The organism is Tessaracoccus massiliensis (assembly GCF_000826065.2).
GTDB lineage: Bacteria > Actinomycetota > Actinomycetes > Propionibacteriales > Propionibacteriaceae > Arachnia > Arachnia massiliensis_A.
Genome location: NZ_LN623543.1, coordinates 143,842 through 170,435, shown reverse-complemented (window position 1 = coordinate 170,435; position 26,594 = coordinate 143,842). Strand labels below are relative to the sequence as shown.

The window sequence follows — 26,594 nt, the reverse complement described above, 5'->3', positions numbered from 1 at the left end:
TCGCAGACGGATCCGTTCACAGACTATCCGACGTACACGACCACCTTGTCACCCTCACGCACCGCGTCGAACAGCGCGGCGACCGCTTCCTTGTCGCGCACGTTGACGCAGCCATGCGAAGAGCCGTTGTAGCCGCGTGCGGCGAAATCCGCCGAGTAGTGCACCGCCTGCCCACCGCTGAAGAACAGGGCGTAGGGCATGGGCGAGCCGTAGAGCTTGCTGACGTGGTTGCGCGACTTCCAGCCGACGGAGAACGTGCCCTCCCTGGTGGGGGTGAGCTCTGACCCGAAGCGCACGTCCATGGTCATGTGCACCTTTCCGTCGATGACCCAGGCGAGCTTGCGCTGCTTCTTGGAGATGCACACCACCCGGCCCTGGAGGCACCGGTCGTCCAGCGTGAGGGCCTCCTCCTTGGGCGCGGCCGCGGCGACCACGTTGTTGAGTTCGTCCGTGGTGGGCTTGCGTGACATGGAGGTCAGTCTGTCGAGCGTGCGCTGATCCACCTCTCCGGTGACGGGGATCTCGCGCTTGGCCTGGAACCCTTCCACCGCGGCCACCGTCTGGGGGCCGAACTCCCCATCGATCAGTTCGGAGTACCACTTGAGCTGCTTGAGACGAGCTTGCAGATCCTTGACGGCGTCACCGGTGCTGCCCGAGGCGAAGAGCGCCGGGCCGGGCTTGAGGACGTTGTGCATCTCATCGTGCGTGGGCGTGCGCGTCATCTCGAGCAGCCGGTCCCAGGTGGCCTGATCTACTGCCCCGGTGCCCGGTAGCCCGCGCTTGACCTGGAAGCCCTCGACGGCGAGCCGGGTCTGGTCTGCGTAGGTGCCGGTGATCCGCCCGGAGAACCAGTTGAGCTGCATGAGCCGGTGCTGGAGTTCGCGGACCTGATCGGAGTCGTCGCCCTGCTGCAGGATGGGCGGCGCCGTCGCCTCGGCCTCCGGCACCTCCGACGCTGCCGGCTGCACCTCAGCGCCCACCTCCTGCTGTGTCGGCTCGGGCGCGGGCTCGGTGGGTTCAGCAGCCGGCGTGGGGCTCGTCATCGGCTCAGGAGCGGGAGTTGACGTTGCTGATCGCGTGGGCATGGGTGCGGGGGTGGCTTCCGGCGTGGGGCGCACCAACGGAGTTGCTGGCCTCTCCAAGGGACGGGCGGCGTCCAGCGCCGTGTCCGCGTCGGCGCCGGGATTGGCGGCAGGCCGCGCGACATCAGGTACGTAGGCCTCGGGCGCGCAGGACGTAGCGAGCAGGCTGAGGGCGGCGACTGCCGCCACGGCGGCGCGTCTGATCGTTGGCGCAGAAATCACGGTGAACCTCAAAAGGGGGAAGGACGGTTCGGTCACCAGCAGAATAGAAGTTCTCACCACGCCTCCGGGTGGGACACGCGGAGCGGCTGTCAGCGCGCAGTGACGAGTGCCTCGATGACCTCCAGCAGCCGATGCCTCAGCGCTGCTGCCCGCTCAGCGAAGGCCCGTTGCCGTGCGGCGTACTCGCTGCGCCCCTCTGCGGTCTCAACCTTGATGGGCTCATATCCCCATTCCCTCAGGTCATAGGCGGAGGCCTGCATGTCCACCACCCGGATCTCACGCGCCAGCACGAAGGTCTCAAGCAGCAACTCCGAGCCGACGGCGGGCGACAGTTTCCCTGCCCAGCGGTAGAGATCCATGTTGACGTGCAGGCAGCCGGGCTGATCAAGCTCCGGTTGTGTCTCCCGGCTGGGCTGGAGGGTGTTGAGTGGCTTGGCCGGCTCGGTGAAGAACCGGAAGGCGTCGAAGTGCGAGCACCGGCAACCCACCTGCTCCACGATGCGGGCCACCTCCTCCTGCGGGAAGCGTAGCTTCAGGTAGGGGTGCCGGGTCTCCCCCGGCTGCAGCCGGTAGACCATGGCCCATTCGTGCATGCCGAAGCACCCGAAGCGCGGCGGGCGGCTCGCGGTGGCCGACAGGAGTTCCTGCGCGGTGCCCACCGTCCCGCCGCGCTTCGCCAGGAAGGCAGCGGCATCGAACTGCACGGCGGACGCTTCGGCCGAGTAGAAGGGGCGGCCCACGAATTCGTCGGCCCCTTGCAGCCTCACGCCGACGCCCGGGTGCCACCGGGCCAGGTGCCCGGGGCGCAGGTTGTAGTAGTGGAACAGGAAATCGTCGACAGGATGTTTCAGGCCGCGATCCCGCCGCCACACCACATCAGCCAGTTCGGCCCCTACCCGAGCGCGGTGTTCCTCCGCGCGGCGCCGCCACCGCTCCTCCGCCAGAACCTTCACGGTTGGCCTCTCAGTGCCTGCCTGCGCGCGCGCCAATCCGGCAACAGCCGGTCCATTCCCGCCACGAACCGCGGCCCGTGGCTGCGCTCCACGAGGTGCATCAACTCGTGGACGACGACGTACTCGAGCGCCTCTGGGGGATACTCCGCCAACGCAGTGTTGAGTGTGATGGACGCGGTTCGCACGTTGCAGGATCCCCATCGGGAGGTCATGCGGCGCAGCCTCAGCTTCTGGTGGCGGTGCCCGACCCGGGGCTCCCACTCTGCGAACAACACAGGCACCGCATCAGCCAGTTCCCTGCGGTAGAGGTTCTCCAGGCCGCGTCTGTGGGCCTCCTCATCCGGCCCGGACAGCACGATCTGGTCCCCTTTCAGACGGGCCCAGGCCCTGGCCCCCTCCTCGACGCGGACCTCGCGCCACCGCCCCCAAAGGCGGGTGCGGCCGCCGTCGGCCAGCACCTCCTTCGGTGGGCACGCCCGACGGATCCGCTCCCTTGCCTGGGCCAGCCACGCCTCATGGCTGCGCACGAACTCCCTCACGGTCTCCTCAGGCACCCCCCAGGGCACGGAGATCTTCACCTCGCCGTCCGGGGGCACCACACGCAGCCGCAGGTTCTTGATGTGTTTGTACGTGACCTCGGCACGCACGCTGCCCACCTGGAGCAGGGAGGTGTGGTTGCGTTGCGTCGCCATGGGGATCATCGTAGAAGCCCCATCCGATAATCCTCCACTGCTGACCGGGACATCGGAAGCTCATCTTTGTTTCACTGAGACGCGAAGTCATTAGGGGCATCCGGCAGTTAACTCGCCCCGATTACGCGATCGGGCATGGGACGTAGCACACTATGGCGCGTGTCCCCCGAACTGATCGTGCTTGCGCTCGTCGTCGTCACCGCACTGGCGTTCGACTTCACCAACGGATTCCATGACACCGCTAACGCGATGGCCACGTCCATCGCAACCAAGGCCCTCAAGCCCAAGACCGCTGTCACGTTGTCCGCCATCCTGAACCTTGTCGGCGCCTTCCTGTCCGTGGAGGTGGCACTCACCGTCACCAACGCCGTGGTGAACATCCAGGACGCCAACGGCGCGCCCCGCCCCGAGCTGATCGGCGACGGCGGCATGGCGCTGCTGATGATCATCCTCGCCGGCCTCGTGGGGGCGGTCGTCTGGAACCTGCTGACCTGGCTGCTGGGCCTGCCCTCCAGCTCATCCCACGCGCTCTTCGGGGGCCTGATCGGCGCCACGATGGCCGGCCTCGGTGCCAGCGGCGTGAAGTGGGCCGGTGACGGCACCAAGCTCGACGGCGTGGTCGGCAAGGTGGTACTCCCCGGGTTGATGTCGCCCCTCATCGCCATCGCGGTGGCCACCGTGGGCACGTGGCTGGTCTACCGGATCACCCAGGGCGTGGCGGACAAGTACCGCGAAGGCGGTTTCCGTTGGGGCCAGATCGGTTCGGCCTCGCTGGTCTCGCTGGCGCACGGCACCAACGACGCGCAGAAGACCATGGGCGTGATCACCCTGGCGCTGATCGCCACCGGCATCCACACGGATCTCGAATCGGTGCCGTTCTGGGTCAAGCTGGCCTGCGCGGTGTTCATCGCGCTGGGCACCTACCTCGGCGGCTGGCGCATCATCCGCACGCTCGGCAAGGGCCTCGTCGAGATCTCCTCCCCCCAGGGCATGGCGGCCGAGTCGTCGTCGGCCGCAGTCATCCTGGCCTCCAGCCAGATGGGCTTCGCGCTGTCCACCACCCACGTCGCCACAGGCTCCATCCTCGGCGCCGGCGTCGGCAAGCGGGGCGCGAAGGTGAACTGGTCCGTGGCTGCCCGCATGCTGATGGCGTGGGCCATCACGCTGCCGTCTGCCGGCCTCGTCGGCGCGGCTGTCTGGTTCGTCGGCAACGCGATCGGCGGCCTCCTGGGAGCCATTGTGATCTTCCTCATTCTGCTGGCGGCCTCGGCCTGGATGTACCTCCGCTCGCTGAAGAACCGCATCGACCATCGCAACGTCAACGACGACTGGGTGGAGGAGGTCACGGAGCGCCAGCTGCCTGACCAGCCCATCGTCGAGCCCAAGCGCAAGAGCAGGATCAGGAGCAAGGCATGAACAACCTCTGGCTCGCCCTCGAAGGTGCCTGGCACGTCCTCCTCGCCGGTTTGATCCTGGGAGCCGGGCTGCCCGCGATCTTCTCGTTCGGTATCCGCGCCCTCTCCTACGGCGCCCACCAGAACGTCGACGACCATACGCCCCATCCGTTCGCCAAGGTGGTGGCGGGCTTCGCGTTCGGCGTGGTGCTGCTCGCCATCGCGCTGGGCATCGGGGTGATCGTCTCGCACGGCATGGGCTACGAGCTGAGCTTCGCCAAGATCTACCCCACCTTCGTCCCGAAGTAGCTCTACCCCTGAGGGGGTTGGTTCCCCGCCTACGGCGCGGAAGACTGGCGGCATGACTGATCTGCATGCAACTGACAAGGCAGCCGAAGCACTCACCACGGACAAGGGTGGGTTCCCCGCGCAGACCCAGGAACCCCCGGGCCTGACCACCCAGATGGAACCCGTGCCGGACCACGGCGAAGAGACCTGGATCGGGCGGGACCGCCTCCCCGGCTTGAAGGCCCTCATCACCGGCGGCGACTCCGGCATCGGCCGAGCGGTCGCCATCGCGTTCGCACGCGAGGGTGCCGACGTCGCGCTGAGCTACCTCCCCGAGGAGCAGTCGGACGCCGAGGACGTGAAGAAGCTGGTGGAAGAGGCGGGCCGCACGTGCGTCCTCCTGCCGGGCGACATCACCGAGGAAGCCATCGCGCGCAAGGTCGTCGACGACGCGGCCGACCAACTGGGTGGGCTCAACATTCTGGTCAACAACGCCGGCTTCCAGTGGGCCCGACGTGACGGGGGCCTTGCCGACCTGAAGACCGACGAGATGGACCGCACCTTCAAGACGAACCTGTACGCCATGTTCTGGATGTCACAGCAGGCGCTGAAGTACCTGGGCAAGGGCGACTCCATCATCAACAACAGTTCGATCCAGGCCTACGACCCCTCGGTGGACCTCATCGATTACGCGGCCACCAAGGCCGCGATCAACAACTACACGGTCAACCTGGCCGCCGAGCTGGGCCCGAAGGGCATCCGTGTCAACTGTGTGGCCCCCGGCCCCATCTGGACGCCGCTGCAGCCCGCCACGAAGGACGCCGACGACATGCCCGAGTTCGGCGTCGACACTCCTCTGGGCCGCCCGGGCCAGCCGTCGGAGTTGGCCGGCGCGTTCGTGTTCCTGGCGAGCCCCCAGGAGGCTTCCTACGTCTCCGCGACGGTCATCGGCGTGACGGGCGGCCGCCCCGTCTTCTGATGCCCTGAGACCACACACGAAACCGCCGGGTTGAGGAATCTCAACCCGGCGGCTCCTCGTTGAAAGTGGATCAGCGCCTCACTGTGCCTCGGCGGCACCGGCCTGCTGCTTGGCGATCTCTGCGTGCACCTCTGCCATGTCGAGTTCCTCGACGGCCTCGATGAGCTCCTCGAGGCCGGCCTCCGGCAGTGCCCCCGCCTGCGAGAAGACGATGACGTCCGCAACGCCTGGGGCATGTCCTTGCGCTACTCCGGATCGGCGGTCGGAGTCATCCCGTGGGACAGAAAACGAGCGTCGCGGACCCACGCCTGCAGGGTGGTCTTGGCCATCCCCATGTCTTTGACGACCTGCTTGTGCGGCATGCCAGAGGCGACCAGCGCGACCGCGTCACACTTGAACTCGTCGGTGTAGGTGATCTTCGGCATGATTGCCATCCTTCCGGCACAACCCCCTTCCAGGGATCATGCGGTCTTGGGGTCAACCACATCCTCAGCAGTCCCCGCCTCGTCGCGGGCGACACCGACCACATGCAGCCCCGGCAACCCCACCAAAAGATCACAGCGCTGGCAGTAGCCGCCCGCGGCACGGCAGCAGGAAGTAGGATCGGGCATCGTCGAGGTCCTTGAAGATCAGGCGGTGTGGTAACCCCGATTCTTGAGGGCCTCGACCCCCTTCACCCCGCNGCGGCATGCCAGAGGCGACCAGCGCGACCGCGTCACACTTGAACTCGTCGGTGTAGGTGATCTTCGGCATGATTGCCATCCTTCCGGCACAACCCCCTTCCAGGGATCATGCGGTCTTGGGGTCAACCACATCCTCAGCAGTCCCCGCCTCGTCGCGGGCGACACCGACCACATGCAGCCCCGGCAACCCCACCAAAAGATCACAGCGCTGGCAGTAGCCGCCCGCGGCACGGCAGCAGGAAGTAGGATCGGGCATCGTCGAGGTCCTTGAAGATCAGGCGGTGTGGTAACCCCGATTCTTGAGGGCCTCGACCCCCTTCACCCCGCAGACACGCCCGCCATCGGATCCACGCTCACCCCACGCTCAAGTCCGAAGAGCCAGAAAACGCCTAGGCGCTTCCGCCACCGCCTTGGTCAAAGTGGCTCATCCGATTTGAGGGTGTAGGCGTGGTCTGAATCCGCCTGTTTCGAGGAGGCAGCGGGCGATGTAGTGGGTCAGGTTCCGGAAACCCAACGCGGATCCTCGGAGGTGTTCGAGGCGTCCGTTGAGGGCCTCGGTGAAGCCATTGGAGGTGCCTGGCCGGTCGAAGTAGCCGAGGATGTCCTCGGCACGGCGTTTCAGGGTCCGGCCGAGTTTGCGGGCCTCGACAGGCAGGCTGGTGGTGTTGGTGGTCAGATCGTTGATGAGCCGGACCAGGAACCGTTGACCGGTGGCCCTGTCTGGATGCCGGTAGGCGCTGACGAGCCGCTGGTAGGCGTCCCAGACGTGGTGGACATCTCGATGCCGGTCATCGGCGAACAAGGCATCGAGACGGCCGGTCTGCCGGTCGGTGAGGAGCCCGGCCCCGGTCAGCAGGGTACGGCGGGCTTGATACAGCGGGTCGCCTCGCCGGCCCCTGTGGCCCAGGGTGGCTTGCTGGACCCGTTGACGGCACTTGTCCAACGCGAGACTGGCCAGCTTCACCACATGGAACGGGTCCATCACCGCGGCAGCCTGGGGCACTTCTTCCGCGGCAGCGGTTTTGAAACCGGTGAACCCGTCCATCGCCACGGTCTCGACACGGTCACGCCACGCGCGGGGGCGGGCAGCCAGCCATGCTTTGAATACCTTCTTCGAGCGGCCTTCGACCATGTCGAGTAGCCGCGCCGGGCCAGTGCCGTTCTTGACCGGTGTCAGGTCGATGATCACGGTGACGTACCGATCCCCTCGGCGGGTATGGCGCCAGACGTGCTCATCCACGCCCAGGACCTCGACACCATCGAAACGCGAGGCATCATCAATGAGCACACGTTGACCTTCGGCCAGGATCGCGTCGTTAGCGGTGTCCCAGGCCACCGCTAACCCTTCAGCGACCCGGGCCACGGTCAGGTGTTGACACACCACAGCTTCCAGCGCCCACCGCACCGCACGCCGTGACAGGCGGGCCCTCGGCTCAGCCGCTGTATCCATGTTCTGTCGCCACACATGCCCACACCCTGCACAGCGATACCTGCGTAGCCGCACCAGCAGTGTGGTGGGGCGCCACCCGAAGGGTTCATGAGCCAACTCGCGGGTCACCGTGTCACGCGGTGCCCCCTGACAGCCACACCTGCGGCACCAGTCATCCGGCTCGACCGCCCGGCACTCCAGCACCGCCCGCTGTGAGGTGACCTGTTGCCCGGTCACCACGAGACCGAGCTCGTCCAACCGGCAAAAACTCGTCAGATCAGGAGCCGTGAAGGTAGCGTTGGACACGTCGAGGTCTTTCGGATGGGCAGCTTAGAGAACTTCCATCATCGAGAGGCCGCGACCCTTTCCACCACCCGCCACGCCGACACACCGACTACACCCTCAATTGGGAAGAGCCGTCAAAGTGGTGAGCGCACAAGTTGATGCCTTAGCCGTCACCTTCGGACCGGATGAACTCGCGCTCGACCCAGGTTTGGACGCGGCCATCGCTACATTCCAGCAAGCGTGCCGCCACCCCTTCCGGTAGTGAGACGATGGGGCATGACGAACCACAAGCCACATGACGCTGTTGCTGGCCTCTCCGAAGTCCTGCAAGCCCTTGGCGAGGAGCTGCGCCTAGCCAACTACCAAGTGGGCCAGCGGCGGAGTTACGATCCCGGTGGCCCGGAGTTCGAGCCGGTGCTGTTCTTTGACCGCGCCGAGGTTGAGCTGACCCTCTCCGTGACCAAGTCCGCGCAGGGCGGAGTACAGGTGTGGGTTGTCAACGGCGAAGGCTCTCGTAGCAGCGAACGCACCATGCGCCTAAAGATTGACCTCAACGGACCGGAGGGCGGAGGGTACGGCGTTGGCGCGTAACGTACCCCAAACGTACCCCGCAGAACGCGAAACCGGCGTCTGGCCTAGCCAAACGCCGGTTCATTTGTGGAGCTAAGGGGATTCGAACCCCTGGCCTCTTCCATGCCATGGAAGCGCGCTACCAACTGCGCCATAGCCCCAGTGCCACTTTCGCGGCTGCCGCCCTGCGGCGACTCGAAGAACTTTAGCGCACCTCCGAGGAGAACTACAAATCAGGAGTTCGCCTCGAACTGGTCCTCCTCGCGGGCCCGTTCCAACTGCCTCGCAAGGTCCGCCACGCCGTAGGTGTCCTTCGACTTCGCCACCGCGAACACCTCGACGCCCTGCTCGCGCACCGCGGCGGCGGTGTCCTCGTCCCAGGCCAGGACGCGCACGTCGTCGCGGTGCCCCAGCGTTTTGGCGTAGACGTGGGCCAGCGACGGCTGGCTCAGCAGGACCGCGTCCCAGGCGCCGTCGTCCCAGCGGCTGCGCAGCGCCCCGTCGATCTCCTCGACATCGGCCATGGTGTAGATCTCGCTGCGGTCGACGGTGTAACCCTTCCGACGCAGCCCCTCCTCCAGCTTGGTGGACAGCTGATCGGCGCACAGGATGACGACGCGCTGCTCGCCCTGGGCGGGCGGGAACGCCTCGACGAGCTTCTGCGAGCTGGCGGTGCCCTCGGGCCCGATGTCGACCTTGCGCCCCGCGTCCTCCACGGTGCGCTGGGTGGTGGAGCCCATCGTCGCGATCCTGGCCGACTGCGGGATGTCCCAGCCGCGTTCGCGCACGGCCCACACGGTCATGCCGGAGGGGATGACCACCCAGTCGGCGTCGCCGATGATGTTGTCGGCCGAGAGCAGATGTGCCTCCTGCAGCTGCACGCAGTCCACCCGCAGTTCGTTCTCACGCAGCGACTGGCTCAGTCGCCCCTCCTGGCGCGGCAGCAGCACCCGGATGCGGTCGTCGTCGTCGGGGCTCTCGATGAAGGTGGAGTCATCGGCGTGGTCCGCCGTCATCTTCACGCTCTGCAACGCCTCGTCCGTGATGAACCGGTCCGCCTTGCGGGCCTTCAGCGCCTCGGCGACGTTGTGGCCGGTGCGCTTGGCGTGGTACTCGGAGGTGGGCAGTCCGATCTCGAGAACGGTGCGCTTGGTACCGTCGATCGAGAACACACCCGCCTTCAGGCCAAGGATGCCGCGACGCGAGGCGAGCGCACCGACAGGAGCGAGGTAGTTGGTGTCGAGGCCCGTGAGCACCGCGCGCTCCGCGTCGACGCAGATGCGGGTCTCGACGTCGTCGAGTTCCTTGATCGCCGTGAGGGTCTCCTCATCGTCCCTACGGCACTCGAGAGCCAGCGCGCCCTGGCCCGGTGCGGTGAGGATGGGCAGGTACTCGGCGACGCGGTCCTCCAGCTTGAGGGACTGCACGCCGGCGGCCGAGACGACGACGGCGTCGAGGTCTCCGGGTTCAAGCCGGCGCAGGCGGTCCTGCAACGTGCCGCCGACATCGACGAAGGTCAGGTCGGGGCGCAGTGCGCGCAGCTGTGCAAGCCGACGCAGCGACGTGACGCCCACGCGGGAACGGCGCGGCAGCGCGGCCAGCGGCACGCCGCTGATGGTCAGCAGCGCGTCGCGGTGGTCGCCGCGCTTGAGCACCGCCGCGGAGACCAGGTCCTCCGGCTGATCGGTCAGCGGGATGTCCTTGACCGAGTGCATCACCACGTCGCAGTCCCCACCCCGCAGCGCATCGCGCAGCTCAGCGGCGAAGACGCCCTCGGAGTAGCCATCGGCCATGTGGATGGTGTCGACGCTCTCGGTCGCCACCCGCACGATGGCGACCTCGTGCCCCAGCCCCTGCAGGAGCTCGGCGATCATCTCGGAGCGTGCCAGCGCCAGTGCCGAACCACGCGTACCCAACCGAAGCTTCACAAAAGATCCTTCCGAAGATTATGCAGCCCCAAGCTTCTCACGAATCGGCAGCCGCCCGTGCGGCTCCCGGCAATGCCTCGACGATCCGGGCCATGGCAGCGTCGTCGTGCGCCGCAGACAGGAACCACGCCTCGAAGGCCGACGGCGGCAGCGCCACCCCTGCGTCGAGCATTGCGTGGAAGAACCGCGCGAACGCTCCGGTGTCCTGCGCCTTCGCGTCCTCGTAGTTGGCCACCCGGCCCTCACGGAAGAACACGGAGAACAGGTTGCCTGCGGTCTGGATGGTGTGCGGCACGGAGGCCGCGGTCAAGGCCTCCGCGACGGCGGCCTGCAGCTCGGCCGAGCGCCGGTCGACGTGCGCGTAGACGGCCTCATCGGCCAGGCGCAGGGTGGCCAGGCCTGCGGCGGTGGCGAGGGGGTTTCCGGAGAGCGTGCCCGCCTGGTAGACGGGGCCGACGGGGGCGAGGTGTTGCATGACCTCCGTGCGCCCGGCGAGTGCGGCCAGCGGCATGCCTCCGCCCACCACCTTGCCGAACGTCACGATGTCGGGTTCGTAGCCGCCGTCGTACCCCAGCCAGCCGCCGGGCGCGACGCGGAACCCGGTGAGCACCTCGTCGAGGATCAGCAGCGCCCCGTGCCGCACCGTGAGCTCGCGCAACGCCGCGTTGAAGCCGGCGGCGGGCGGGACGACCCCCATGTTGGCGGGTGCCGCCTCCGTGATCACGGCGGCGATCCGGCCCCCGGCCTCCTCGAAGACGCGCGTGATGGCGTCGAGGTCGTTGTATTCGACGACGATGGTGTCGGCGGCGGCAGCAGCGGTGACCCCGGCCGAACCGGGCAGCCCCTGCGTCGCCACGCCCGAGCCGGCCGCCGCGAGCAGCGCGTCGGAGTGCCCGTGGTAGCAGCCGGCGAACTTCACGATCGCGTCGCGGCCGGTGACGCCGCGGGCCAGCCGGATCGCGGTCATCGTCGCCTCGGTGCCTGTGGAGACGAAGCGGACCTGCTCCGCCACAGGGACCCTGGCGCGGATCGCCTCGGCCAGTTCCACCTCGGCCAGCGTCGGGGCGCCGAAGGACAGGCCCCGGCCCGCCGCCTCGCGCACCGCCTCGATCACCTCGGGATGCGCATGGCCCAGCAGCGCCGGGCCCCAGGAACACACCAGGTCGACGTACTCGCGGCCATCGACGTCGACGACGTGCGGTCCGCGCGCCTCGCGGATGAAGACGGGATCACCGCCCACCGAGCCGAAGGCCCGCACCGGCGACGAAACGCCGCCGGGGATGATCTCCTTCGCGCGGGAAAACAGATTCACTTCCACCATGTCGCCAACTCCTCTGCCCAGTAGGTGAGCACGATATCTGCACCGGCCCGCGCGATCGCGGTCACCGATTCCGTCACAGCTGCACGGCGGTCGAGCCAGCCCCGCCGGGCCGCGGCCTCGATCATCGCGTACTCTCCCGAGACCTGATAGGCCGCCACCGGCACGTCCGAGACGGCCGCAACATCGTTGAGCACGTCCAGGTAGTAGCCCGCGGGTTTGACCATCACCATGTCGGCCCCCTCGGCGAGGTCCAGTTCCGCCTCGCGCAGGCCCTCGCGCCGGTTGGCGGGATCCTGCTGATAGGTGCGCCGGTCCCCCTCCAGGGACGATGCCACCGCTTCGCGGAACGGCCCGTAGAACGCGGAGGCGTACTTGGCGGCGTAGGCCAGGATCGCGGTGTCCTGGAACCCGGCGCCGTCGAGGCCTGCGCGGATCTGCTCCACCTGGCCGTCCATCATCCCCGAGGGCGAGACCACGTGGGCGCCCGCCTCGGCCTGGGCGACGGCCATGGAGACGTACGCAGCCAGCGTCGCATCGTTGTCGACGGTGCCTTCAGGCGTCAGGAAGCCGCAGTGCCCGTGGGTGGTGAACTCATCGAGGCAGGTGTCGGCCATGAGCACGGTGTCGTCGCCGACGGCGTCGCGCACCGCCCTGAGCCCACGCTGCAGGATGCCGTCCTCCGCCCAGCCCTGCGAGCCCTGGTCGTCCTTGGCGTCATCGGCGGGCACCCCGAACAGCATCAAACCACCCACCCCGGCGGCCACCGCGCTCTCAGCCGCCGAGGCGATCTCGTCGAGGCCGTGGCGGCGCACGCCCGGCATCGAGGAGATCTCCCCCGGTGCGTCGGAGACGAACATCGGCAGCACAAGTTGCGACGGGCGCACCTCAATCTCGCGCACCAGGCGGCGCATGGCCGGGGTGGTGCGCAGGCGGCGCGGGCGGAAGTGGATCATGGTCATCCCCTCGTCAGACGGTCAATGGCTTGGATGAGGCCGGCGGCGTCCTGGGTCTCCGCTTCCGCGGCCACCTCGACGCCCAACTGGCGCAGCGCAGCGGCCGATGGGGGCCCGAAGGCCACCACCCGCACGCCCTGCTGCCATCCCAGCAGCTGGTCGACGGCGCGCCCCATGGAGCCGGACAGGATCACCACCACATCGAACAGGCACCGCTCGTACTCCCCGACGAGCTTGCCGGGCAGCTCATCGAGGGGCTCCATCGTGTAGACCGCGAACTGGTCGACTGCGTAGCCCTTGGCACGCAACCCGTCGGCCAGCACCGTCGACGACAGCGCAGAGCCGGGGATCACCACGCGCCCCTCCCCTTCGGGCCAGGCCTCCGCCAGCGCCGCGGCGCTGGCGGCACCCTCCGGCAGCAGATCCACCTGCACGCCGTGCTCGCGCGCCGCCGCGGCGGTCGCGGCCCCGACGGCGGCGACCTTGGCATCGGCGGGGATCTCCAGTCCCACTTCCCCGAGCATCTCGAGCGTCGCCGGGGAGGTCAGCGCCACCCAGTCGGCGTCACGGAAGCTGCCCTCAGGGCGGATGGGGACGCGGCGCTGCACAGGCTCGGCGACCACCTCTGCACCGGCGGCGCGCAGTGCGCCCACCAGGTCCCCGGTGTCGGCGCGCGGCACGAAGATGCGCAGGCCGGCCAGGACGGCGTCGCCGCCCCAGAGCGATGAGTCGTCGTGCAGGTCCGCGAGCCGGGAGGGGCGCGACGCGGTCAGGTCCGCGACCTCCGCGGCGCCGGAACGCATGAGCACCTCGGCCGCGGTGCTGCCGGCGCGCGATGTGAGCGTGACGCGGGTGGTGGCGGCGGACCTGCCGTCCAGCGCGTAGACGCCGGCGTCCAGGTTGCCGTCGTGCCCGTACGCGGCGATCGGGGCGGCGCAGCCGCCGCCGAGGTTGGCCAGCACGATGCGTTCGGCCTCCACCGCCTCTCTGGTGGGCGCGTGGTCGAGCTTCGCCAGTTCGGCGCGGATCTCGGCGTCCGCCTCGCGGCACTCCAGGGCGAGGGCGCCCTGGCCGGGTGCGGGCACAATGTCCAGGTGGTCGGTGATGTGCCCGGTCATGCCGAGCCGCTCCAGGCCGGCCGCGGCCAGCACCACGGCGTCCAGGTCGTCACCGCTGACGCGCGCCAGCCGGGTGCCGACGTTGCCGCGGATGTCGACGTAGAGGAGATCCGGCCGCTTCATCCTCAGCTGGGCGACGCGACGCGGCGACCCGGTGCCCACGCTGGCCGCGGCGGGCAGTTCCTCGAAGGTGAGCCCGTCGCGCGCACATAGCGCGTCGCGTGCGTCGGCGCGTTCGGGCACCGCAGCGATCGTGAGTCCGTCGACGGGGGCGGTGGGCAGGTCCTTCAGGGAGTGCACGGCGAAGTCGCACTCACCCTCCAGCAGCGCCACCCGCAGTTCCGCCGCGAACACCCCGAGGCCGCCCACCTGCGTCAGCGATCCTCGTGCCACGTCTCCGCCGGTGCGGATGCGGACCAGCTCAACCTCGTGCCCCAAGCCCCGCAACTGGTCGGCGACCAGTTCCGACTGCGCCACGGCCAGCGCGGAGCCGCGGGTACCCAGCCTCAGCCTCATCGCAGCACCCGCTGGGTCCCGCCGACCACCGCGGCGATGCCGTTGCCGTCCAGCCAGGCCCCCACGATGTCGACGCCGGCCTGCAGCGCGGTCTCCACGATGAAGTCTCGGTTCGAGGTGTCGATGCGGGTGGGCATGGACTCCCAGCCCACCGAGGCGAAACCCGTCACCTCGTGCTCGGCGATCTCGATGCCGACGAAGCGCGACGCGTCGCGCAACACATCGGCGCGCGTGGCCATCACGTGTTCGGGGTAGCTCAGCCGCAGCACGTGCTCGCCGGTCTCCGCGGCCCAGGGCCACTTCGCCGAGTAGTGCGTCAGGGCGCGGGCGTGCAGCGTGTCGTCGCGCTCGGCGAGCAGCACCCCGGAGCCGACGGGGTTGGCCGCCAGCCCCGGTGTGGTCACCGACAGCAACGCGGAGCGCGCGGTGCGCACGGGCGGCGCCGGGATGTCGAGGCCGAGGTGGCTGAGCAGCACGCTGGTGGCCGCCGCGGGGGCGGCGAGCACCACGCGGGTCGCGTCGAGCACCTCGCCGCCGTGCAGCGAAACGATGAATCCGCTGCCGCCGCGCTTCAGCGAGGCCACAGAGGCGCCGGTGCGGATGCTGCCCCCCGCCGCACGGAACCGGTCCGCGAGGGTCTCGATGAGGGTGAACATGCCACCGATCGGCTGCTCGACGGCGGCGCTGCCGGGGCCGCGCACGTGGGCGACGGCGGCGATCAGCGAGCCTTCGGAGGCGAGCGCGTCGAGCAGCGTCGGCGCGAAGGCACTCAGCGGCATGCGGTCGGGCGTCATGGAGTAGACGCCCTGGGTCACGGGTGCCACCAGCTTGGCGACGGCGGCCTCGCCGAGGCGGGCGCGCACCAGGTCGCCGATGGTCACGGCGTCGGAGCCCACCTCCGGCCCCAGCTCCGCCTCCGCGGCGACCTGGGCGCGTTCGGCATCCGTCAGCACGGCCAGCGCCGGGTCGTCGAGCGAACCGGGCACCCCCAACACGCCCTCCGCCATGGGGAACGTGCCGTGCTGCCACCAGATGTGGGGCGTGCCGGCGGGGCCGGCGACGTCGAGGCCAAGCTCGTCGCACAGCGCGCGCACCACCCCGCCCCGCACGGCGTAGGCCTCCGCGCCGGAGTCCACGCGCACGGAGCCCAGCTGTACGGGGGCGATCATGCCGCCCAGGTGTGGGGCCGCCTCACGCAGTTCGACGGTGTGACCGGCCTCCTGCAGCCGCAACGCGGACAGCAGGCCCGCGAGCCCGCCGCCGACGACGGCAGTCCTGGTGCCGCTCACAGCTCGTGGATGAGGGCTACCAGATCGGTGAGCACCTGCGGATCGGTGGTGGGAGGGACGCCGTGGCCGAGGTTCACGACGTGGGCGGGCGCTTGGCGTCCGCGCTCGACGACGTCTCGCGCGTGCGCCTCCAGCGCGTCCCAGCCGGCGGCGAGGAGCGCAGGATCGATGTTGCCCTGCAACGGAAGGCCGGGCACCAGGCGCGCGGCCTCGTCGAGCGGGGTGCGGTAGTCCACGCCCAGCGCCTCCACACCGGCCTCGGCCATGTCCGTGAGCAGGTGGCGGGTGCCGACGCCGAAGTGGATGCGCGGCACGCGCCCCTCGACGGCGGCGAGCACCTTGGCCGAATGTGGCTGCACGCGGTCCACATAGTCTGCGCGGCTCAGGGCTCCGGCCCAGGAATCGAACAGCTGCACCGCACGTGCGCCGGCGTCTATCTGGACGCCCAGGAACTGTGCGGACAGGTCCGCGGCCCAGTCAAGCAGCTTGTGCCAGGATTGCGGATCCGCGTGCATCATCGCGCGGGCCTGCAGGTGGTCGCGCGACCCCCGTCCCTCCACCAGATACGCGGCCAGTGTGAACGGTGCACCGGCGAATCCGATCAGCGCCGTATCGTCGCCCAGCTCCCCCACCACGAGGCGCACGGCCTCCGTGATGGCCGAGGCGTCGTCGATGCGGTGGGAGACGATCCGCTCCACGTCTGCAGCGGTGCGCACCGGGTGATCGATGACCGGCCCGATGCCCGGCTTGATGTCCACGTCCACCCCGGCCAGCACCAGGGGCGTCATGATGTCGGAGAAGAAGATCGCGGCGTCCACGTTGTGCCGACGCACAGGCTGCAACGTGATCTCGGCGGCCAGTTCCGGCTTGAGGCAGGCCTCGAGGATCGTGGTGCCTTCGCGGGCCTGTTTGTATTCGGGGAGCGAGCGCCCGGCCTGGCGCATGAACCAGACGGGGAGTCGTTCGGGGCGGTGGCCGCTCAGCGCGGTAAGCAGAGAACTCATGGTGGCCTCGATTCTGCCCTATCGCTCAAAGATGCTTGAATAGGGGCCACCGTGACAATGCGTATCTTCTCCATCCAGCACCATCGCCAGGGCCTGTCCGAGGTCGAGCGCATCTCTGCCGACGTCGACGGAGTGGTCGACCGGCTACGTGACCTGCCCAGCGTGACCGGCGCTGTGGTGCTCAGCACCTGCAACCGGGTCGAGGTGATCCTCGACACCGACGACGAAGCCACGCCCGGCCACCTGCGCGCCGCACTCAACGAACACTTCGACACCCCGCCCGCCTGGGACCTGTACCTGGGCGAGGCCGCGCTCGGGCACGTGTTCCGCGTCGCTGCGGGCCTCGATTCCATGGTGGTCGGCGAGCGCGAGATCGCCGGTCAGCTCCGCCGCGCGATGGGCGAGGCCCAGCGGCTCGGCCACACGTCGCTGCCGCTCAACATCGCCGTCGACGAGGCCCTCAAGACGTCGCGGCGCATCGCGCGGGAAACCAGCCTCGAGGGCGCAGGCCGCTCGGTGGTCAGCGCCGGACTCGACCTCATCGACGTGCCGGACTGGCGCGCCACCCGCATCCTCGTCCTCGGCACCGGCGCCTACGCCGGCGCGGTCGTCGCCGCGCTGCGTAACAGGGGCGCCACGCACATCACGGTGCACTCCGCCAGCGGACGCGGCGCCCAGTTCGCCGAAAGCCACGACATCGGCCACGTCGAGTCCCTGGCCGACGCGCTGCCGTCGGCAGATCTCGTCGTCACCTGCCGCGGCCGGGGCAGCCACGCGATCACCCCAGCCGACGTCACCTCACCTGCCACCTTCCTCGACCTGTCACTCAAACGCGACGTGGACCCGGAGGTCGCGTCGCTGCCGGGCGTGCGCGTCGTCGACCTGGCCACGATCCAGGAGTCGCTGGGCCACGGCATCGCCGAAGACACCCGCCGCGCCCAGGCCATCGTCAACGAGGGCATCGCGGAGGCGCTGACCAAGCTGCGCTCCCGCGTCGTCGATCCCGCGGTCGTCGGCCTCCGGGAGACGGTCATGGGGTTGGTCGACGACGAGGTCACCCGGCTCCCCAACCGCCCGCTCACGCACGAGGACGCCGCCCTGGCCCTGCGCCGGCTGGCCACGCGCCTCCTCCACATCCCGTCCACCCGCGCCAAGCTGGCCGCTGAGCGGGGCCGCACCGACGAATACCTCAGCGCGATGGCCGAGCTCTACGGCATCGGCGAGACCCCCGGCATCGACGCCGACACCCTCGAGGCCCAGTCCTGCCCGGTCACCAGCCTGGCGCTGACAGACCTCGATTCCAGCCCGACCAGGGAGGCCATGTGACCCTCGAGCCCTACAGCGCCGTACTGTTCGCCTCATACGGCGGACCGAATGAGCCCGACGATGTGCTGCCGTTCATGCGCAACGCCACCGCCGGCAAGAACATCCCCGACGAGCGGCTGCTGGAGGTCTCCGAGCACTACATGCTGTTCGGCGGGAAGTCCCCCATCAACGAACTCAACGCCGCCCTGATGGACGCCGTCCGCGAGGAACTCGCCCGCCGCGGCGTCGAGGTGCCCGTGGTGATCGGCAACCGCAACTGGCACCCCTACATCGGCGACACCGTTGACCAACTCGTGGAGGACGGGCACCGCCGCGTGCTGGCGCTGGCCACCTCCGCGTACCGCTCCTACTCCAGTTGCCGCCAGTACTGCGAGGACATCGTGGGCGCCACCGCCGGCAAGGACATCGCCGTCGACAAGGTCGACCCGTTCGCCGAGACGCCCGCGTTCGTCTCCGCCAACGCCCGCGCGCTCGTCGAGGGCGTCAGGGCCCTGCGCTCCCGGATCGGCGACGGTCAACTACGGGTGCTGTTCGTGACGCACTCCATCCCGCTGGGCATGAACGCCGCCTCCGCCACCGGGGAGCCTGAGAACCGCTACGACGCCCAGCACCTCCGGGTCGCGGAGGCCGTGGCGCGCGAGGCGTCCACCGGACTGGGCGAGCCGCTCACCTGGGAGCTCACCTACTGCTCACGTTCCGGGCCGCCGCAGGTGCCGTGGCTCGAACCGGACGTCAACGACCGCATGGAGGAACTGCCGGGCGAGGACGTCGACGGCGTGGTCGCCCTGCCGTTCGGCTTCATCAAGGATCACATGGAGGTCGCCTACGACCTCGACACCGAGGCCAGGCAGACCGCTGAGCGGCTGGGCCTGCCCTACGAGCGCGCGGCCACCGTCGGCACGGACGAGCAGTTCGTCTCCCTGCTGGTGGACCGCCTGCTGCACCGCGCCGCGGTCGCCCGCGGTGAGGCCGAAGACGCCTCCATCTGCCAGTTCTCCACCGGGCAATGCTGCCTGCCCCGCCCCGCCAGCCTGCCCCGCCCCGCCAACTCCCCAGAAAGGCCCCACCGATGAGCAAGCACCCCGGCCGCGACGAGCGCGACGCCACCGACGTCGACCTCGAGGCCATCAACCAGCAGTCGCTGTACGCCATGTACTCGGTCTTCGAGTTGGCCGGTGCCCTGCCCGGAGACGTGGACCTCACGTCATGCGAGCAGAAGATCACCGAGACCGGCGTGACCGTGCGGGGCTTCTACGATGTGGGCGGGTTCCGCGCGGATGCCGATCTCATGGTGTGGATGCTGTCCGACGACCCGCACAAGCTGCAGGCCGCGTACCACGCGCTGCGGCGCAGCGCCCTGGGTGACTACCTCTCCCCGGTCTGGTCCGTGGTGGCCGTGCACCGTCCGTCTGAGTTCAACCGGGCGCACGTGCCCAGCTGCTTCGCGGGCTTCGCGCCGCGCCCCTGGCTCACCGTCTACCCGTTCGTGCGCAGCTACGACTGGTACTACCTCGACGAGGAGCACCGCTCGAAGATGCTGATGGAGCACGGCATCGCCGGGCGTCAGTATCCCGACGTGGTGGCCTCGACGCTGTCATCGTTCGCGCTGGGCGACTACGAATGGATCCTGGCCTTCGAGGCCGACGAACTCCACCGTCTGACCGACGCGATGCGCCACCAGCGCGGTGTCGAGGCGCGCCTCCACGTGCGCGAGGAGACGCCGTTCTTCACCGGCCCGCGCGTGTCGCTGGGCGACTGGATCGACCGCCAGCCGCGCATCTGAGCCCTGCACGTCAGTGCTGAACCGGCTGCGGGGGCCCTTCGTCGTCCGCTGGCTCGCAAGCTCGCTGGCGGACGCTCAAGGAACAGCGCCAGAGCCGGACTGTGAAGCCAGCTATGAGGAAGACTCTGCGGCCGTCAGGCGACGTTGTGGGCCAGCAGCCGCCAGGCGCCGTGGGCGAAACCCAGCTCGGAGTGGTGGGCGTTGCCGATGCTGCCGAGCACCCGGCCCTCGACGCCGAGCAGCGAGTGCAGCACCCGGTTGAGGAACAGTCCGTGCGCCACGATCAGCACCGTGGCGTCCTCGTGACGCTCGGCGATCTCCAGCAACGCCGGCCGCCCACGCTCCACCACGTCGGCGAGGGTCTCGCCCTCCGGGGAGCGGCGGAAGTCGACGCCGTCGGCGTACTTGGCCTCGTAATCGGGCATCAGCGCGTGCACCTCGGCCCACGTCCGGCCCGCCCAGGAGCCGACGTTGATCTCCATCAGCCGCGGATCCTCGATCGGCTCGGCGTCCGGCCGCACGATCCTGGCCGTCTCGCTGGCCCGCACCAGCGGTGAGGTGTAGACGGCGGCGAACTCCCTGCCGGCGAGGCGCCGACGGGCGGCCTCGGCCTGGCGCCTGCCGTTGTCGTTGAGCGGGATGTCGGCCTGGCCCTGGAACCGGCCCTGGGCGTTGTGATCGGTCTCGCCGTGGCGCAGCACGACCAGCCGGGTGTCGTGAGTGATCCTCACTGCTCCTCCGCAGCCTCCTCTGGCTGCTCGATGTCGAGCGGGATCTGGGGGCAATCCTTCCAGAGCCGCTCCAGGTTGTACAGCAGTCGCTCCTCGGTGTGCTGGGCGTGCACCACGAAGTCGATGTAGTCGAGCAGCACCCAGCGGTTCTCGCGGTCACCCTCGCGGCGCACCGGCTTGCGGCCGGTCTTCAGCAGCGCCTCCTCCACGCCGTCGACGATGGCGCCCACCTGGCGCTCGTTGCCGGCGGAGGCGATGAGGAAGACATCGGTGATCGAGAGTTGCTCCGAGACGTCGAAGGCGACGATGTTGTGGCCCATCTTGTCGGATGCCGCCTGCGCCGCGATCCGCACGGGCTCCAGAACGTCGTCAGTCAGTGTCATCGGGTACTCCTGTCTCTGGGGCCGGGTAGAGGCCCCGTTTGGCGATGTACTGCACGATACCGTCAGGCACCAGGTACCAGATGGGTTGCTGGGCACGGACGCGGTCGCGGCAGTCCGTCGACGAGATCGCCAGGGCCGGCACCTCAATGAGCGTCACGGCCCCTTCGGGCAGGTGCTTGAGGTCGTCCTGCGTCATGGGCACCCCCGGCCTGGTCACCCCGACGAAGTGGGCCAGGTCGAAGAGCTGCTCGGCGCCGCGCCACGTCAGGATCTGACGCACGGCATCCGCGCCGGAGATGAAGAACAGGTCGGTGTTCTCGCCCCGCTCGGCCCGCAGGTCGCGCAGGGTGTCTACGGTGTAGGTGTCGCCCGGGCGGTCGATGTCGACCCGCGAGACGGAGAATCGGGGGTTGGAGGCGGTGGCGATGACCGTCATGAGGTACCGGTCCTCGGCCAGCGAGACCTGCCGGTGCCGCTTCTGCCACGGCACGCCGGTGGGCACGAACACCACCTCGTCGAGCTGGAACTTCGCGGCCACCTCCGAGGCGGCCACGAGGTGTCCGTGGTGGATGGGGTCGAAGGTGCCGCCCATCACGCCCAGGCGCCAGCGCCCGGGGCGCTCCAGCCGGGCTTCCCCGAGCTCGGTGGAGGTCACCGCGTGTTGGGGCGGCCGGAGCCGAAGCCGATGATCCAGGCCACGACGCCCACCAGAATCACCAGCACGATGGCGCCCATGACCCAGCTCGGCACGAGGGGGGCTTCAGCTACGGTCTCCAGAAGAAGGTTCATGGCACGCGATCCTAGCAATCAGTTGGGCGGTGGGGGTCCGTGATCAGGCGCGGACCTGGCCGGAACCCTCGATGACGTACTTGGAGCTGGTCATCTCAGGCAGTCCCATGGGGCCGCGGGCGTGCAGCTTCTGGGTGGAGATGCCGATCTCGGCGCCGAAACCGAACTCGCCGCCGTCCACGAAGCGGCTCGAGGCGTTGACGAGCACGGCGGCCGCATCGACCTCCGCGGTGAAGCGCTCCGCCGAGGAGCGCGAGCGGGTCACGATGGTCTCGGAGTGGCCGGTCGTGTGCGCCCGGATGTGGTCGAGGGCCTCGTCGAGGGAGTCGACCACCTTGGCGGCCAGGTCGAGGGTGAGGTACTCGGCGTCGTACTCGTCTTCCGCTGCTGCCACCACGTCGGCCGAGTAGGCCCGGGTGGCCTCGTCGCCGTGCACGGTCACATCGGCGCCTGCCAGCGCCTGGAGGGCCCTCGGCAGGAACTCGTCGGCGATGCCCCTGTGCACCAGGAGGGTCTCGGCCGCGTTGCACACGCTGGGGCGCTGCGTCTTGGCGTTGGTCAGGATGGCCAGTGCCTGGTCGATGTCGGCATCCTCGTCCACGAAGATGTGGCAGTTGCCGGTGCCGGTCTCGATCACGGGGACGGTGGATCCGTCGACGACGGCCTGGATGAGGCCGGCGCCGCCGCGCGGGATCAGCACGTCGACCAGTCCGCGGGCGCGCATCAGATCTGCCGTCACCTCGCGTCCTCCCTCGATGAGGTGGACCGCATCCGGGGTCACCCCGGCGTCGGTCAGGCCCTGGCGCAGTGCCTCGATGGTGACGCGGTTCGTGTTGAGGGCCGACGATGAGCCGCGCAGCAGCGCGGCGTTGCCGGACTTCAGGCAGATGCCCGCCGCATCGGCGGTGACGTTGGGGCGGGCCTCGTAGATGATCCCCACCACGCCGAACGGCACCCGCACCTGGCGCACGGACACCCCGTTGGGCAGCTTCCAGCCCCGCACCACGTCGCCGACGGGGTCAGGCAACGCGGCGAGGTCGCGCAGTCCCTGCACCATGCCCCCGATGCGCGCCGGGGTGAGGACGAGGCGGTCGACGATGGACTCCTCGGTGCCTGCGTCGCGGGCCGCGTCCACGTCCTTCTCGTTGGCCGCCAGCAGGTCCGCCTCTGCGGCGGCCAGGGCGTCGGCCATCGAGTGGAGCGCCTTGTCCTTCTGGGCGCGGGTCAACGTGGCCAACTCGACGGCTGCGCTGCGTGCGGCGATGGCCTGATCACGAAATTCCATGCCGAGAGTGTAGGACACCCACCGGCGCTCAGGAGGCGGCGACCACGCCCCTGCCCGAGCGGGCCCGAGCACGTCGGATCAGGTACACCGCGAGGTTGGCGATGCAGAAGACGGTCATGCCGCCCGCGCAGATGATCAGCGCCCAGTCCGGCTTGAACAGCCCGAACCCGAACCACATCGACTGGACCAGCAGCAGGATCCCCAGATACCCACCTGAGACCCCCTCGACGTCCGGCGCGGTGATGAGATCCCGCAACTGCGCGAACTGGCCCACGAGTTGGGGCACCGCCACGGCGAAGCCGAAGAAGACGGGCCCGAGCCACAGGTTCAGCCCCGACAGGGCCAGCGCGACCGCCAGGGGCATGATCAGGTGCGGCAGGATCCGCTGCCCGCGGTCCCGCAGCACGAACACGACGATCGCCAGGCCGGAGATGGTGAGCAGGATATTGGGCACCTGCATCTGCGGCGCCCGCGCGAGGAAGCCGTGCACGGCCCAGGCAGCGGTGCTGGCGGTCATCAGCTGCCAGAGGGTCAGCGAGACGCCGGCGCTCGTGCCGGAGCGCAGGATGCGCACCAGTTGTGGGAGGGAGGAGGCGACGCCCAGTGCGGCGGCCACCCAGCCGAAGGCCTCGATCATGCAGTCTTCCTCTCCTTCATCAGTCCGTCAGGATGAGCGCGTCGCGGTGCACGACGGGCCGCTGGTTCCGGTGCCCGGGCTCGGCACTGGAGTGCCCGGCCTCGGCGAGCAGTTCGTTGCTGGAGTAGCCGACGAAGCCGCGGCCCAACGGCTCGCCGTCGGGGCCGATGATCTCCACCGGCTCCCCCTCGGCGAACGTGCCGCGCACCTCGCGCACCCCCGCGGCCAGCAGCGAGGCCTTCTGGTCGAGGAGCGCGCGGCGGGCGCCGTCGTCGACATGGAGCCAGCCGCGTGGTTCAGCGGCGAACGCCAGCCACAGCAGCCGGCGGGGCCGACGCTTCTTACGCGCCGGGAAGTATGTGCCCACCGCCTCGCCGGCCAGGGCGGGGGCGAGGTCGTCTGCGTGCCCCAGCACGACGCTGACCCCGGCCTGCGTCGCTATGTCCGCGGCCTGGAGCTTGGTCTGCATCCCCCCGGTGCCCACTCTCGAGCCCACCCGGGAGGTGTCGACGTTCAACTCCGCGATGTCGTCGACCACGTCGAGCTTCTCGGCGCCGGGGGTATCGGGGTGCGCGGTGTAGAGCCCGTCCACGTCGCTGAAGAGGAACAGTGCGTCGGCGCGCACCAGGTGGGCCACCAGGGCGGCGAGCCGGTCATTGTCGCCGAAGCGGATCTCGTGGGTGGCAACGGTGTCGTTCTCGTTGATGATGGGGATCACGTCGAGCCTGAACAGCCGGGAGATGGTGTTGAGCGCGTTGCGATAGGTGCGGGGCCGCAGCACGTCCTCCACCGTCAGCAGCAGCTGCGCCACGCGAACGCCATGCTCGGCGAAGGCATCGGCGTAGTGCCGGATCAACAGCCCCATGCCGACGGCCGCGGCGGCCTGCTGCGTCTCCAGGTCGCGCGGGCGGCGGCGCAGCCCCAAGGGTGCCAGTGCGGCGGCGATGGCGCCGGAGGTGACCAGCACCACCCTCGCGCCGCTGATGTGCAGCCGGGACAACTCCCCGGCGAGGCGGGAGATCCGCTCAACGTCGAGATGCCCGTCCGGCAGGGTCAGCGACGAGGACCCCACCTTGACGACGACGCGCTTGGCCTGGGTGACAGCGGTCCTAATGGTCATCCTCGCCCTCGTGATCCAAACCTGTGACGGCGTAATCGACGCTCGCCTTGGCGGCATGGTACTCCGCATCGAGCTTGCGGCGCCTGGTGACCGAGGGACGCTCGCTCTCCAGCCTCAGGTCCTCGCCGCGGCGGCCGAGGCTCTCGGCGCCGATGTCGATCTGGGGTGCGAAGTCGAACACGACGGGGTTGTCGCCACTGCCGATCGCCACCGCGTCGCCGGCCTCCGCCCCCATCTCGAGCAGCTTGTTCTCCACGCCCAGGCGGTTGAGTCGGTCCGCGAGGTAGCCGACGGCCTCGGCGTTGTTGAAATCGGTCTGGCGGATCCAGCGCTCGGGCTTGTCGCCGCGGACGCGCCAGACGAAGCCCCCGTCCCCGTCGCCCTTCTTCGCGATGGTGAACTCCTCCACGGGACCGCGGCGCCTGGCGACAGGCTCGGGGCGCAGTACCTGCTTGGGTGCGGGCTCCGGCAGTGCGGCGCGGCGCGCCGCGACGATCTCGGCCATCTTGAACTTCAGCGCGTTGAGGCCCTCCCCCGTCTTGGTGGAGATCTCGAAGATGGGCAGTCCGAGCTTCTCCAACTCCGGGCGGGAGATCTCCGCGAGATCCGGGGCGTCGGGAAGGTCCATCTTGTTCAGCGCGATGAGCCGCTCCCGGTCCTCCAGACCGCCATGGGCGGCCAGTTCGCCCTCGATGACCTCGAGGTCGGTGATCGGGTCGCGGCCGGGCTCATAGGTGCCCAGGTCGATGACGTGCACGATCGCCTGACAGCGCTCGATGTGGCGCAGGAAGTCGAAGCCGAGCCCCCGCCCCTCCGAGGCGCCCTCGATCAGGCCGGGCACGTCGGCCACGGTGTAGGTGACCTCGCCCGCCACGACGACCCCGAGGTTCGGCACCAGGGTGGTGAACGGATAATCGGCCACCTTGGGCCTGGCACGCGAGATCGCCGCGATCAGCGACGACTTGCCTGCGGAGGGGAAACCCACCAGGCCGACGTCGGCGACCACCTTGAGTTCAAGCTGGACGAGGCGGGACTCGCCCTCCTCCCCCAGCAGCGCGAAGCCGGGCGCCTTGCGCGCCGCGTTGGCCAGCGCAGCATTGCCGAGGCCACCCTTGCCGCCCTGGACCACCACGTATTCGGCGCCGGGCTCCGTCAGATCCGCGAGCACCTCACCGGTCTCCGCATCGGTGACGATGGTGCCGCTGGGCACGTCGAGCACGATGTGGTCCGCCTTGGCGCCGTGCTGGTTGTCGCCGCGGCCGGGTTCGCCGTTGGAGGCCTTGCGCAGCGACTGGCGGTGGTAGTCCACCAGGGTCGACAGCGAGTCGTCGACGCGGAAGATCACCGAGCCGCCGTCGCCGCCGTTACCGCCGTCGGGGCCGCCGAGGGGCTTGAACTTCTCACGGTGGACCGACGCGCAGCCGTGCCCGCCGTTGCCGGCCTGCACAGTGAACTTGACCCGGTCGACGAAGGAGGGAATAGCCACGATGGGCTCCAATCAGTTGGGCGGACAGTGCTCCCTGTCCAGAAAATAGCAAGAACGGCCCCGGAGGGCCGTTCTCGAAAGTGTCAGTACCTGAATCAGGCAGTGACGACGTTGACCACGCGACGACCGCGCTTCACGCCGAACTCGACCTCGCCCGGGACGAGGGCGAACAGGGTGTCATCGGAGCCACGGCCCACGCCGTCGCCGGGGTGGAAGTAGGTGCCGCGCTGACGAACGAGAATCTCGCCAGCACCGACGACCTGACCGCCGAAGCGCTTCACGCCGAGGCGCTGAGCGTTGGAGTCACGACCGTTGCGCGTAGAAGACGCGCCCTTCTTAGTTGCCATC

The 26,594-nt window shown here is 69.3% G+C and carries 26 protein-coding genes, 1 tRNA gene and 3 pseudogenes; 7 read left to right on the top strand and 23 right to left on the bottom strand.

What is annotated here, in order from left to right; translation table 11 throughout:
* Nucleotides 1-23 precede the first annotated feature (23 nt).
* The 3 genes from BN1186_RS11280 to BN1186_RS11270 form a co-directional block, all read right to left on the bottom strand.
* Entirely contained in the window at nucleotides 24-1,304 is a 1,281-nt protein-coding gene (locus BN1186_RS11280) for a L,D-transpeptidase family protein (protein ID WP_246043303.1), read from the bottom strand.
* Between the two features lie 89 nt (nucleotides 1,305-1,393).
* Nucleotides 1,394-2,257 (bottom strand): hypothetical protein, encoded by an 864-nt coding sequence (locus BN1186_RS11275; RefSeq protein ID WP_040284185.1) that lies wholly within the window; start codon nucleotides 2,255-2,257, stop codon nucleotides 1,394-1,396.
* Nucleotides 2,254-2,949 (bottom strand): M48 family metallopeptidase, encoded by a 696-nt coding sequence (locus tag BN1186_RS11270; protein ID WP_074437057.1) that lies wholly within the window; start codon nucleotides 2,947-2,949, stop codon nucleotides 2,254-2,256. Before BN1186_RS11270 ends, BN1186_RS11275 begins: the two co-directional genes overlap by 4 nt.
* A gap of 159 nt (nucleotides 2,950-3,108) precedes the next feature.
* Between BN1186_RS11270 and BN1186_RS11265 the strand changes: the two genes are divergently transcribed.
* The 3 genes from BN1186_RS11265 to BN1186_RS11255 are packed head-to-tail and all read left to right on the top strand — an operon-like array spanning nucleotide 3,109 to nucleotide 5,610.
* The gene (locus BN1186_RS11265) at nucleotides 3,109-4,365 is read left to right on the top strand and encodes an inorganic phosphate transporter (RefSeq protein ID WP_180349072.1); all 1,257 of its coding nucleotides are present in this window, start codon (nucleotides 3,109-3,111) and stop codon (nucleotides 4,363-4,365) included.
* On the top strand, nucleotides 4,362-4,652 hold the full coding sequence (locus BN1186_RS11260) for a hypothetical protein (protein WP_040284184.1): 291 nt from the start codon (nucleotides 4,362-4,364) through the stop codon (nucleotides 4,650-4,652). The genes BN1186_RS11265 and BN1186_RS11260 overlap by 4 nt, the downstream gene beginning before the upstream one ends.
* A gap of 52 nt (nucleotides 4,653-4,704) precedes the next feature.
* Complete coding sequence (locus BN1186_RS11255; RefSeq protein WP_040284183.1) at nucleotides 4,705-5,610, top strand: SDR family oxidoreductase; 906 nt, start codon at nucleotides 4,705-4,707, stop codon at nucleotides 5,608-5,610.
* Nucleotides 5,611-5,688: 78 nt separating this feature from the next.
* Here the strand turns inward: BN1186_RS11255 and BN1186_RS15595 are convergent, their stop codons facing one another.
* The 3 genes and pseudogenes from BN1186_RS15595 to BN1186_RS11235 form a co-directional block, all read right to left on the bottom strand.
* Nucleotides 5,689-5,916, bottom strand: coding sequence for a hypothetical protein (locus tag BN1186_RS15595; protein WP_180349071.1), 228 nt, complete (start codon nucleotides 5,914-5,916; stop codon nucleotides 5,689-5,691).
* Nucleotides 5,859-6,035: pseudogene (locus BN1186_RS11245) on the bottom strand (transposase); the annotation flags it as partial. The gene BN1186_RS15595 and the pseudogene BN1186_RS11245, both read right to left, overlap by 58 nt.
* Before the next feature lie 682 nt (nucleotides 6,036-6,717).
* Entirely contained in the window at nucleotides 6,718-8,028 is a 1,311-nt protein-coding gene (locus tag BN1186_RS11235) for an ISL3 family transposase (protein ID WP_040284181.1), read from the bottom strand.
* A 255-nt stretch (nucleotides 8,029-8,283) separates the two neighbouring features.
* Here BN1186_RS11235 and BN1186_RS11230 point away from each other — a divergent pair, with 255 nt between their 5' ends.
* Entirely contained in the window at nucleotides 8,284-8,598 is a 315-nt protein-coding gene (locus BN1186_RS11230; protein ID WP_040284180.1) for a trypco2 family protein, read from the top strand.
* A 67-nt stretch (nucleotides 8,599-8,665) separates the two neighbouring features.
* Here the strand turns inward: BN1186_RS11230 and BN1186_RS11225 are convergent.
* The 8 genes and pseudogenes from BN1186_RS11225 to hemE form a co-directional block, all read right to left on the bottom strand.
* Nucleotides 8,666-8,738: transfer RNA gene (locus BN1186_RS11225), tRNA-Ala, on the bottom strand.
* A 72-nt stretch (nucleotides 8,739-8,810) separates the two neighbouring features.
* Nucleotides 8,811-10,505, bottom strand: coding sequence for a hydroxymethylbilane synthase (hemC, locus tag BN1186_RS11220; RefSeq protein WP_082031354.1), 1,695 nt, complete (start codon nucleotides 10,503-10,505; stop codon nucleotides 8,811-8,813).
* Nucleotides 10,506-10,542: 37 nt separating this feature from the next.
* Nucleotides 10,543-11,826 (bottom strand): glutamate-1-semialdehyde 2,1-aminomutase, encoded by a 1,284-nt coding sequence (gene hemL / locus BN1186_RS11215; RefSeq protein ID WP_040284179.1) that lies wholly within the window; start codon nucleotides 11,824-11,826, stop codon nucleotides 10,543-10,545.
* On the bottom strand, nucleotides 11,814-12,737 hold the full coding sequence (hemB, locus tag BN1186_RS11210) for a porphobilinogen synthase (RefSeq protein ID WP_246043334.1): 924 nt from the start codon (nucleotides 12,735-12,737) through the stop codon (nucleotides 11,814-11,816). Before hemB ends, hemL begins: the two co-directional genes overlap by 13 nt.
* A 44-nt stretch (nucleotides 12,738-12,781) precedes the next feature.
* Nucleotides 12,782-13,423 (bottom strand): annotated as a pseudogene (locus tag BN1186_RS16105) (uroporphyrinogen-III synthase); the annotation flags it as partial.
* A 165-nt stretch (nucleotides 13,424-13,588) separates the two neighbouring features.
* Nucleotides 13,589-14,413: pseudogene (gene hemC / locus BN1186_RS16100) on the bottom strand (hydroxymethylbilane synthase); the annotation flags it as partial.
* Nucleotides 14,410-15,702 carry a protoporphyrinogen/coproporphyrinogen oxidase gene (locus BN1186_RS11200; RefSeq protein ID WP_040284177.1) on the bottom strand — a complete coding sequence of 431 codons (1,293 nt, stop codon included), beginning with the start codon at nucleotides 15,700-15,702 and terminating at the stop codon, nucleotides 14,410-14,412. The gene BN1186_RS11200 and the pseudogene hemC (BN1186_RS16100), both read right to left, overlap by 4 nt.
* Entirely contained in the window at nucleotides 15,699-16,706 is a 1,008-nt protein-coding gene (gene hemE / locus BN1186_RS11195; protein WP_040284176.1) for a uroporphyrinogen decarboxylase, read from the bottom strand. Before hemE ends, BN1186_RS11200 begins: the two co-directional genes overlap by 4 nt.
* Nucleotides 16,707-16,763: 57 nt before the next feature.
* On the opposite strand from hemE, the gene BN1186_RS11190 reads away from it, so the two are divergent.
* The 3 genes from BN1186_RS11190 to hemQ are packed head-to-tail and all read left to right on the top strand — an operon-like array spanning nucleotide 16,764 to nucleotide 19,815.
* Nucleotides 16,764-18,032, top strand: a complete 1,269-nt coding sequence (locus tag BN1186_RS11190; protein ID WP_052460088.1) for a glutamyl-tRNA reductase — start codon at nucleotides 16,764-16,766, stop codon at nucleotides 18,030-18,032.
* Nucleotides 18,029-19,105, top strand: coding sequence for a ferrochelatase (locus tag BN1186_RS16095; RefSeq protein WP_052460087.1), 1,077 nt, complete (start codon nucleotides 18,029-18,031; stop codon nucleotides 19,103-19,105). Before BN1186_RS11190 ends, BN1186_RS16095 begins: the two co-directional genes overlap by 4 nt.
* Nucleotides 19,102-19,815: a hydrogen peroxide-dependent heme synthase gene (hemQ, locus tag BN1186_RS16090; RefSeq protein WP_040284174.1), complete on the top strand. Its 714-nt coding sequence runs from the start codon at nucleotides 19,102-19,104 to the stop codon at nucleotides 19,813-19,815. The genes BN1186_RS16095 and hemQ overlap by 4 nt, the downstream gene beginning before the upstream one ends.
* Nucleotides 19,816-19,949: 134 nt before the next feature.
* On the opposite strand, the gene BN1186_RS11175 is transcribed toward hemQ, so the two are convergent.
* From BN1186_RS11175 to rpmA, 9 genes are all read right to left on the bottom strand, one after another.
* Nucleotides 19,950-20,546, bottom strand: coding sequence for a histidine phosphatase family protein (locus BN1186_RS11175; protein WP_052460086.1), 597 nt, complete (start codon nucleotides 20,544-20,546; stop codon nucleotides 19,950-19,952).
* Nucleotides 20,543-20,929, bottom strand: a complete 387-nt coding sequence (gene rsfS / locus BN1186_RS11170) for a ribosome silencing factor (RefSeq protein ID WP_040284172.1) — start codon at nucleotides 20,927-20,929, stop codon at nucleotides 20,543-20,545. Before rsfS ends, BN1186_RS11175 begins: the two co-directional genes overlap by 4 nt.
* On the bottom strand, nucleotides 20,916-21,584 hold the full coding sequence (gene nadD, locus BN1186_RS11165) for a nicotinate-nucleotide adenylyltransferase (RefSeq protein ID WP_040284171.1): 669 nt from the start codon (nucleotides 21,582-21,584) through the stop codon (nucleotides 20,916-20,918). Before nadD ends, rsfS begins: the two co-directional genes overlap by 14 nt.
* Nucleotides 21,581-21,718, bottom strand: a complete 138-nt coding sequence (locus tag BN1186_RS15585) for a hypothetical protein (RefSeq protein WP_180349070.1) — start codon at nucleotides 21,716-21,718, stop codon at nucleotides 21,581-21,583. Before BN1186_RS15585 ends, nadD begins: the two co-directional genes overlap by 4 nt.
* 43 nt (nucleotides 21,719-21,761) lie before the next feature.
* Entirely contained in the window at nucleotides 21,762-23,003 is a 1,242-nt protein-coding gene (locus BN1186_RS11160; protein WP_040284170.1) for a glutamate-5-semialdehyde dehydrogenase, read from the bottom strand.
* A 28-nt stretch (nucleotides 23,004-23,031) separates the two neighbouring features.
* Nucleotides 23,032-23,640, bottom strand: coding sequence for a SemiSWEET family sugar transporter (locus BN1186_RS11155; RefSeq protein WP_040284169.1), 609 nt, complete (start codon nucleotides 23,638-23,640; stop codon nucleotides 23,032-23,034).
* Between the two features lie 19 nt (nucleotides 23,641-23,659).
* Nucleotides 23,660-24,760, bottom strand: coding sequence for a glutamate 5-kinase (proB, locus tag BN1186_RS11150; protein WP_040284168.1), 1,101 nt, complete (start codon nucleotides 24,758-24,760; stop codon nucleotides 23,660-23,662).
* Nucleotides 24,750-26,246 (bottom strand): GTPase ObgE, encoded by a 1,497-nt coding sequence (obgE, locus tag BN1186_RS11145; protein ID WP_040284167.1) that lies wholly within the window; start codon nucleotides 26,244-26,246, stop codon nucleotides 24,750-24,752. The genes proB and obgE overlap by 11 nt, the downstream gene beginning before the upstream one ends.
* 95 nt (nucleotides 26,247-26,341) lie before the next feature.
* A complete protein-coding gene (gene rpmA / locus BN1186_RS11140; protein ID WP_040284166.1) occupies nucleotides 26,342-26,593 on the bottom strand; it encodes a 50S ribosomal protein L27 in 252 nt (83 codons plus the stop codon).
* Nucleotide 26,594 lies beyond the last annotated feature (1 nt).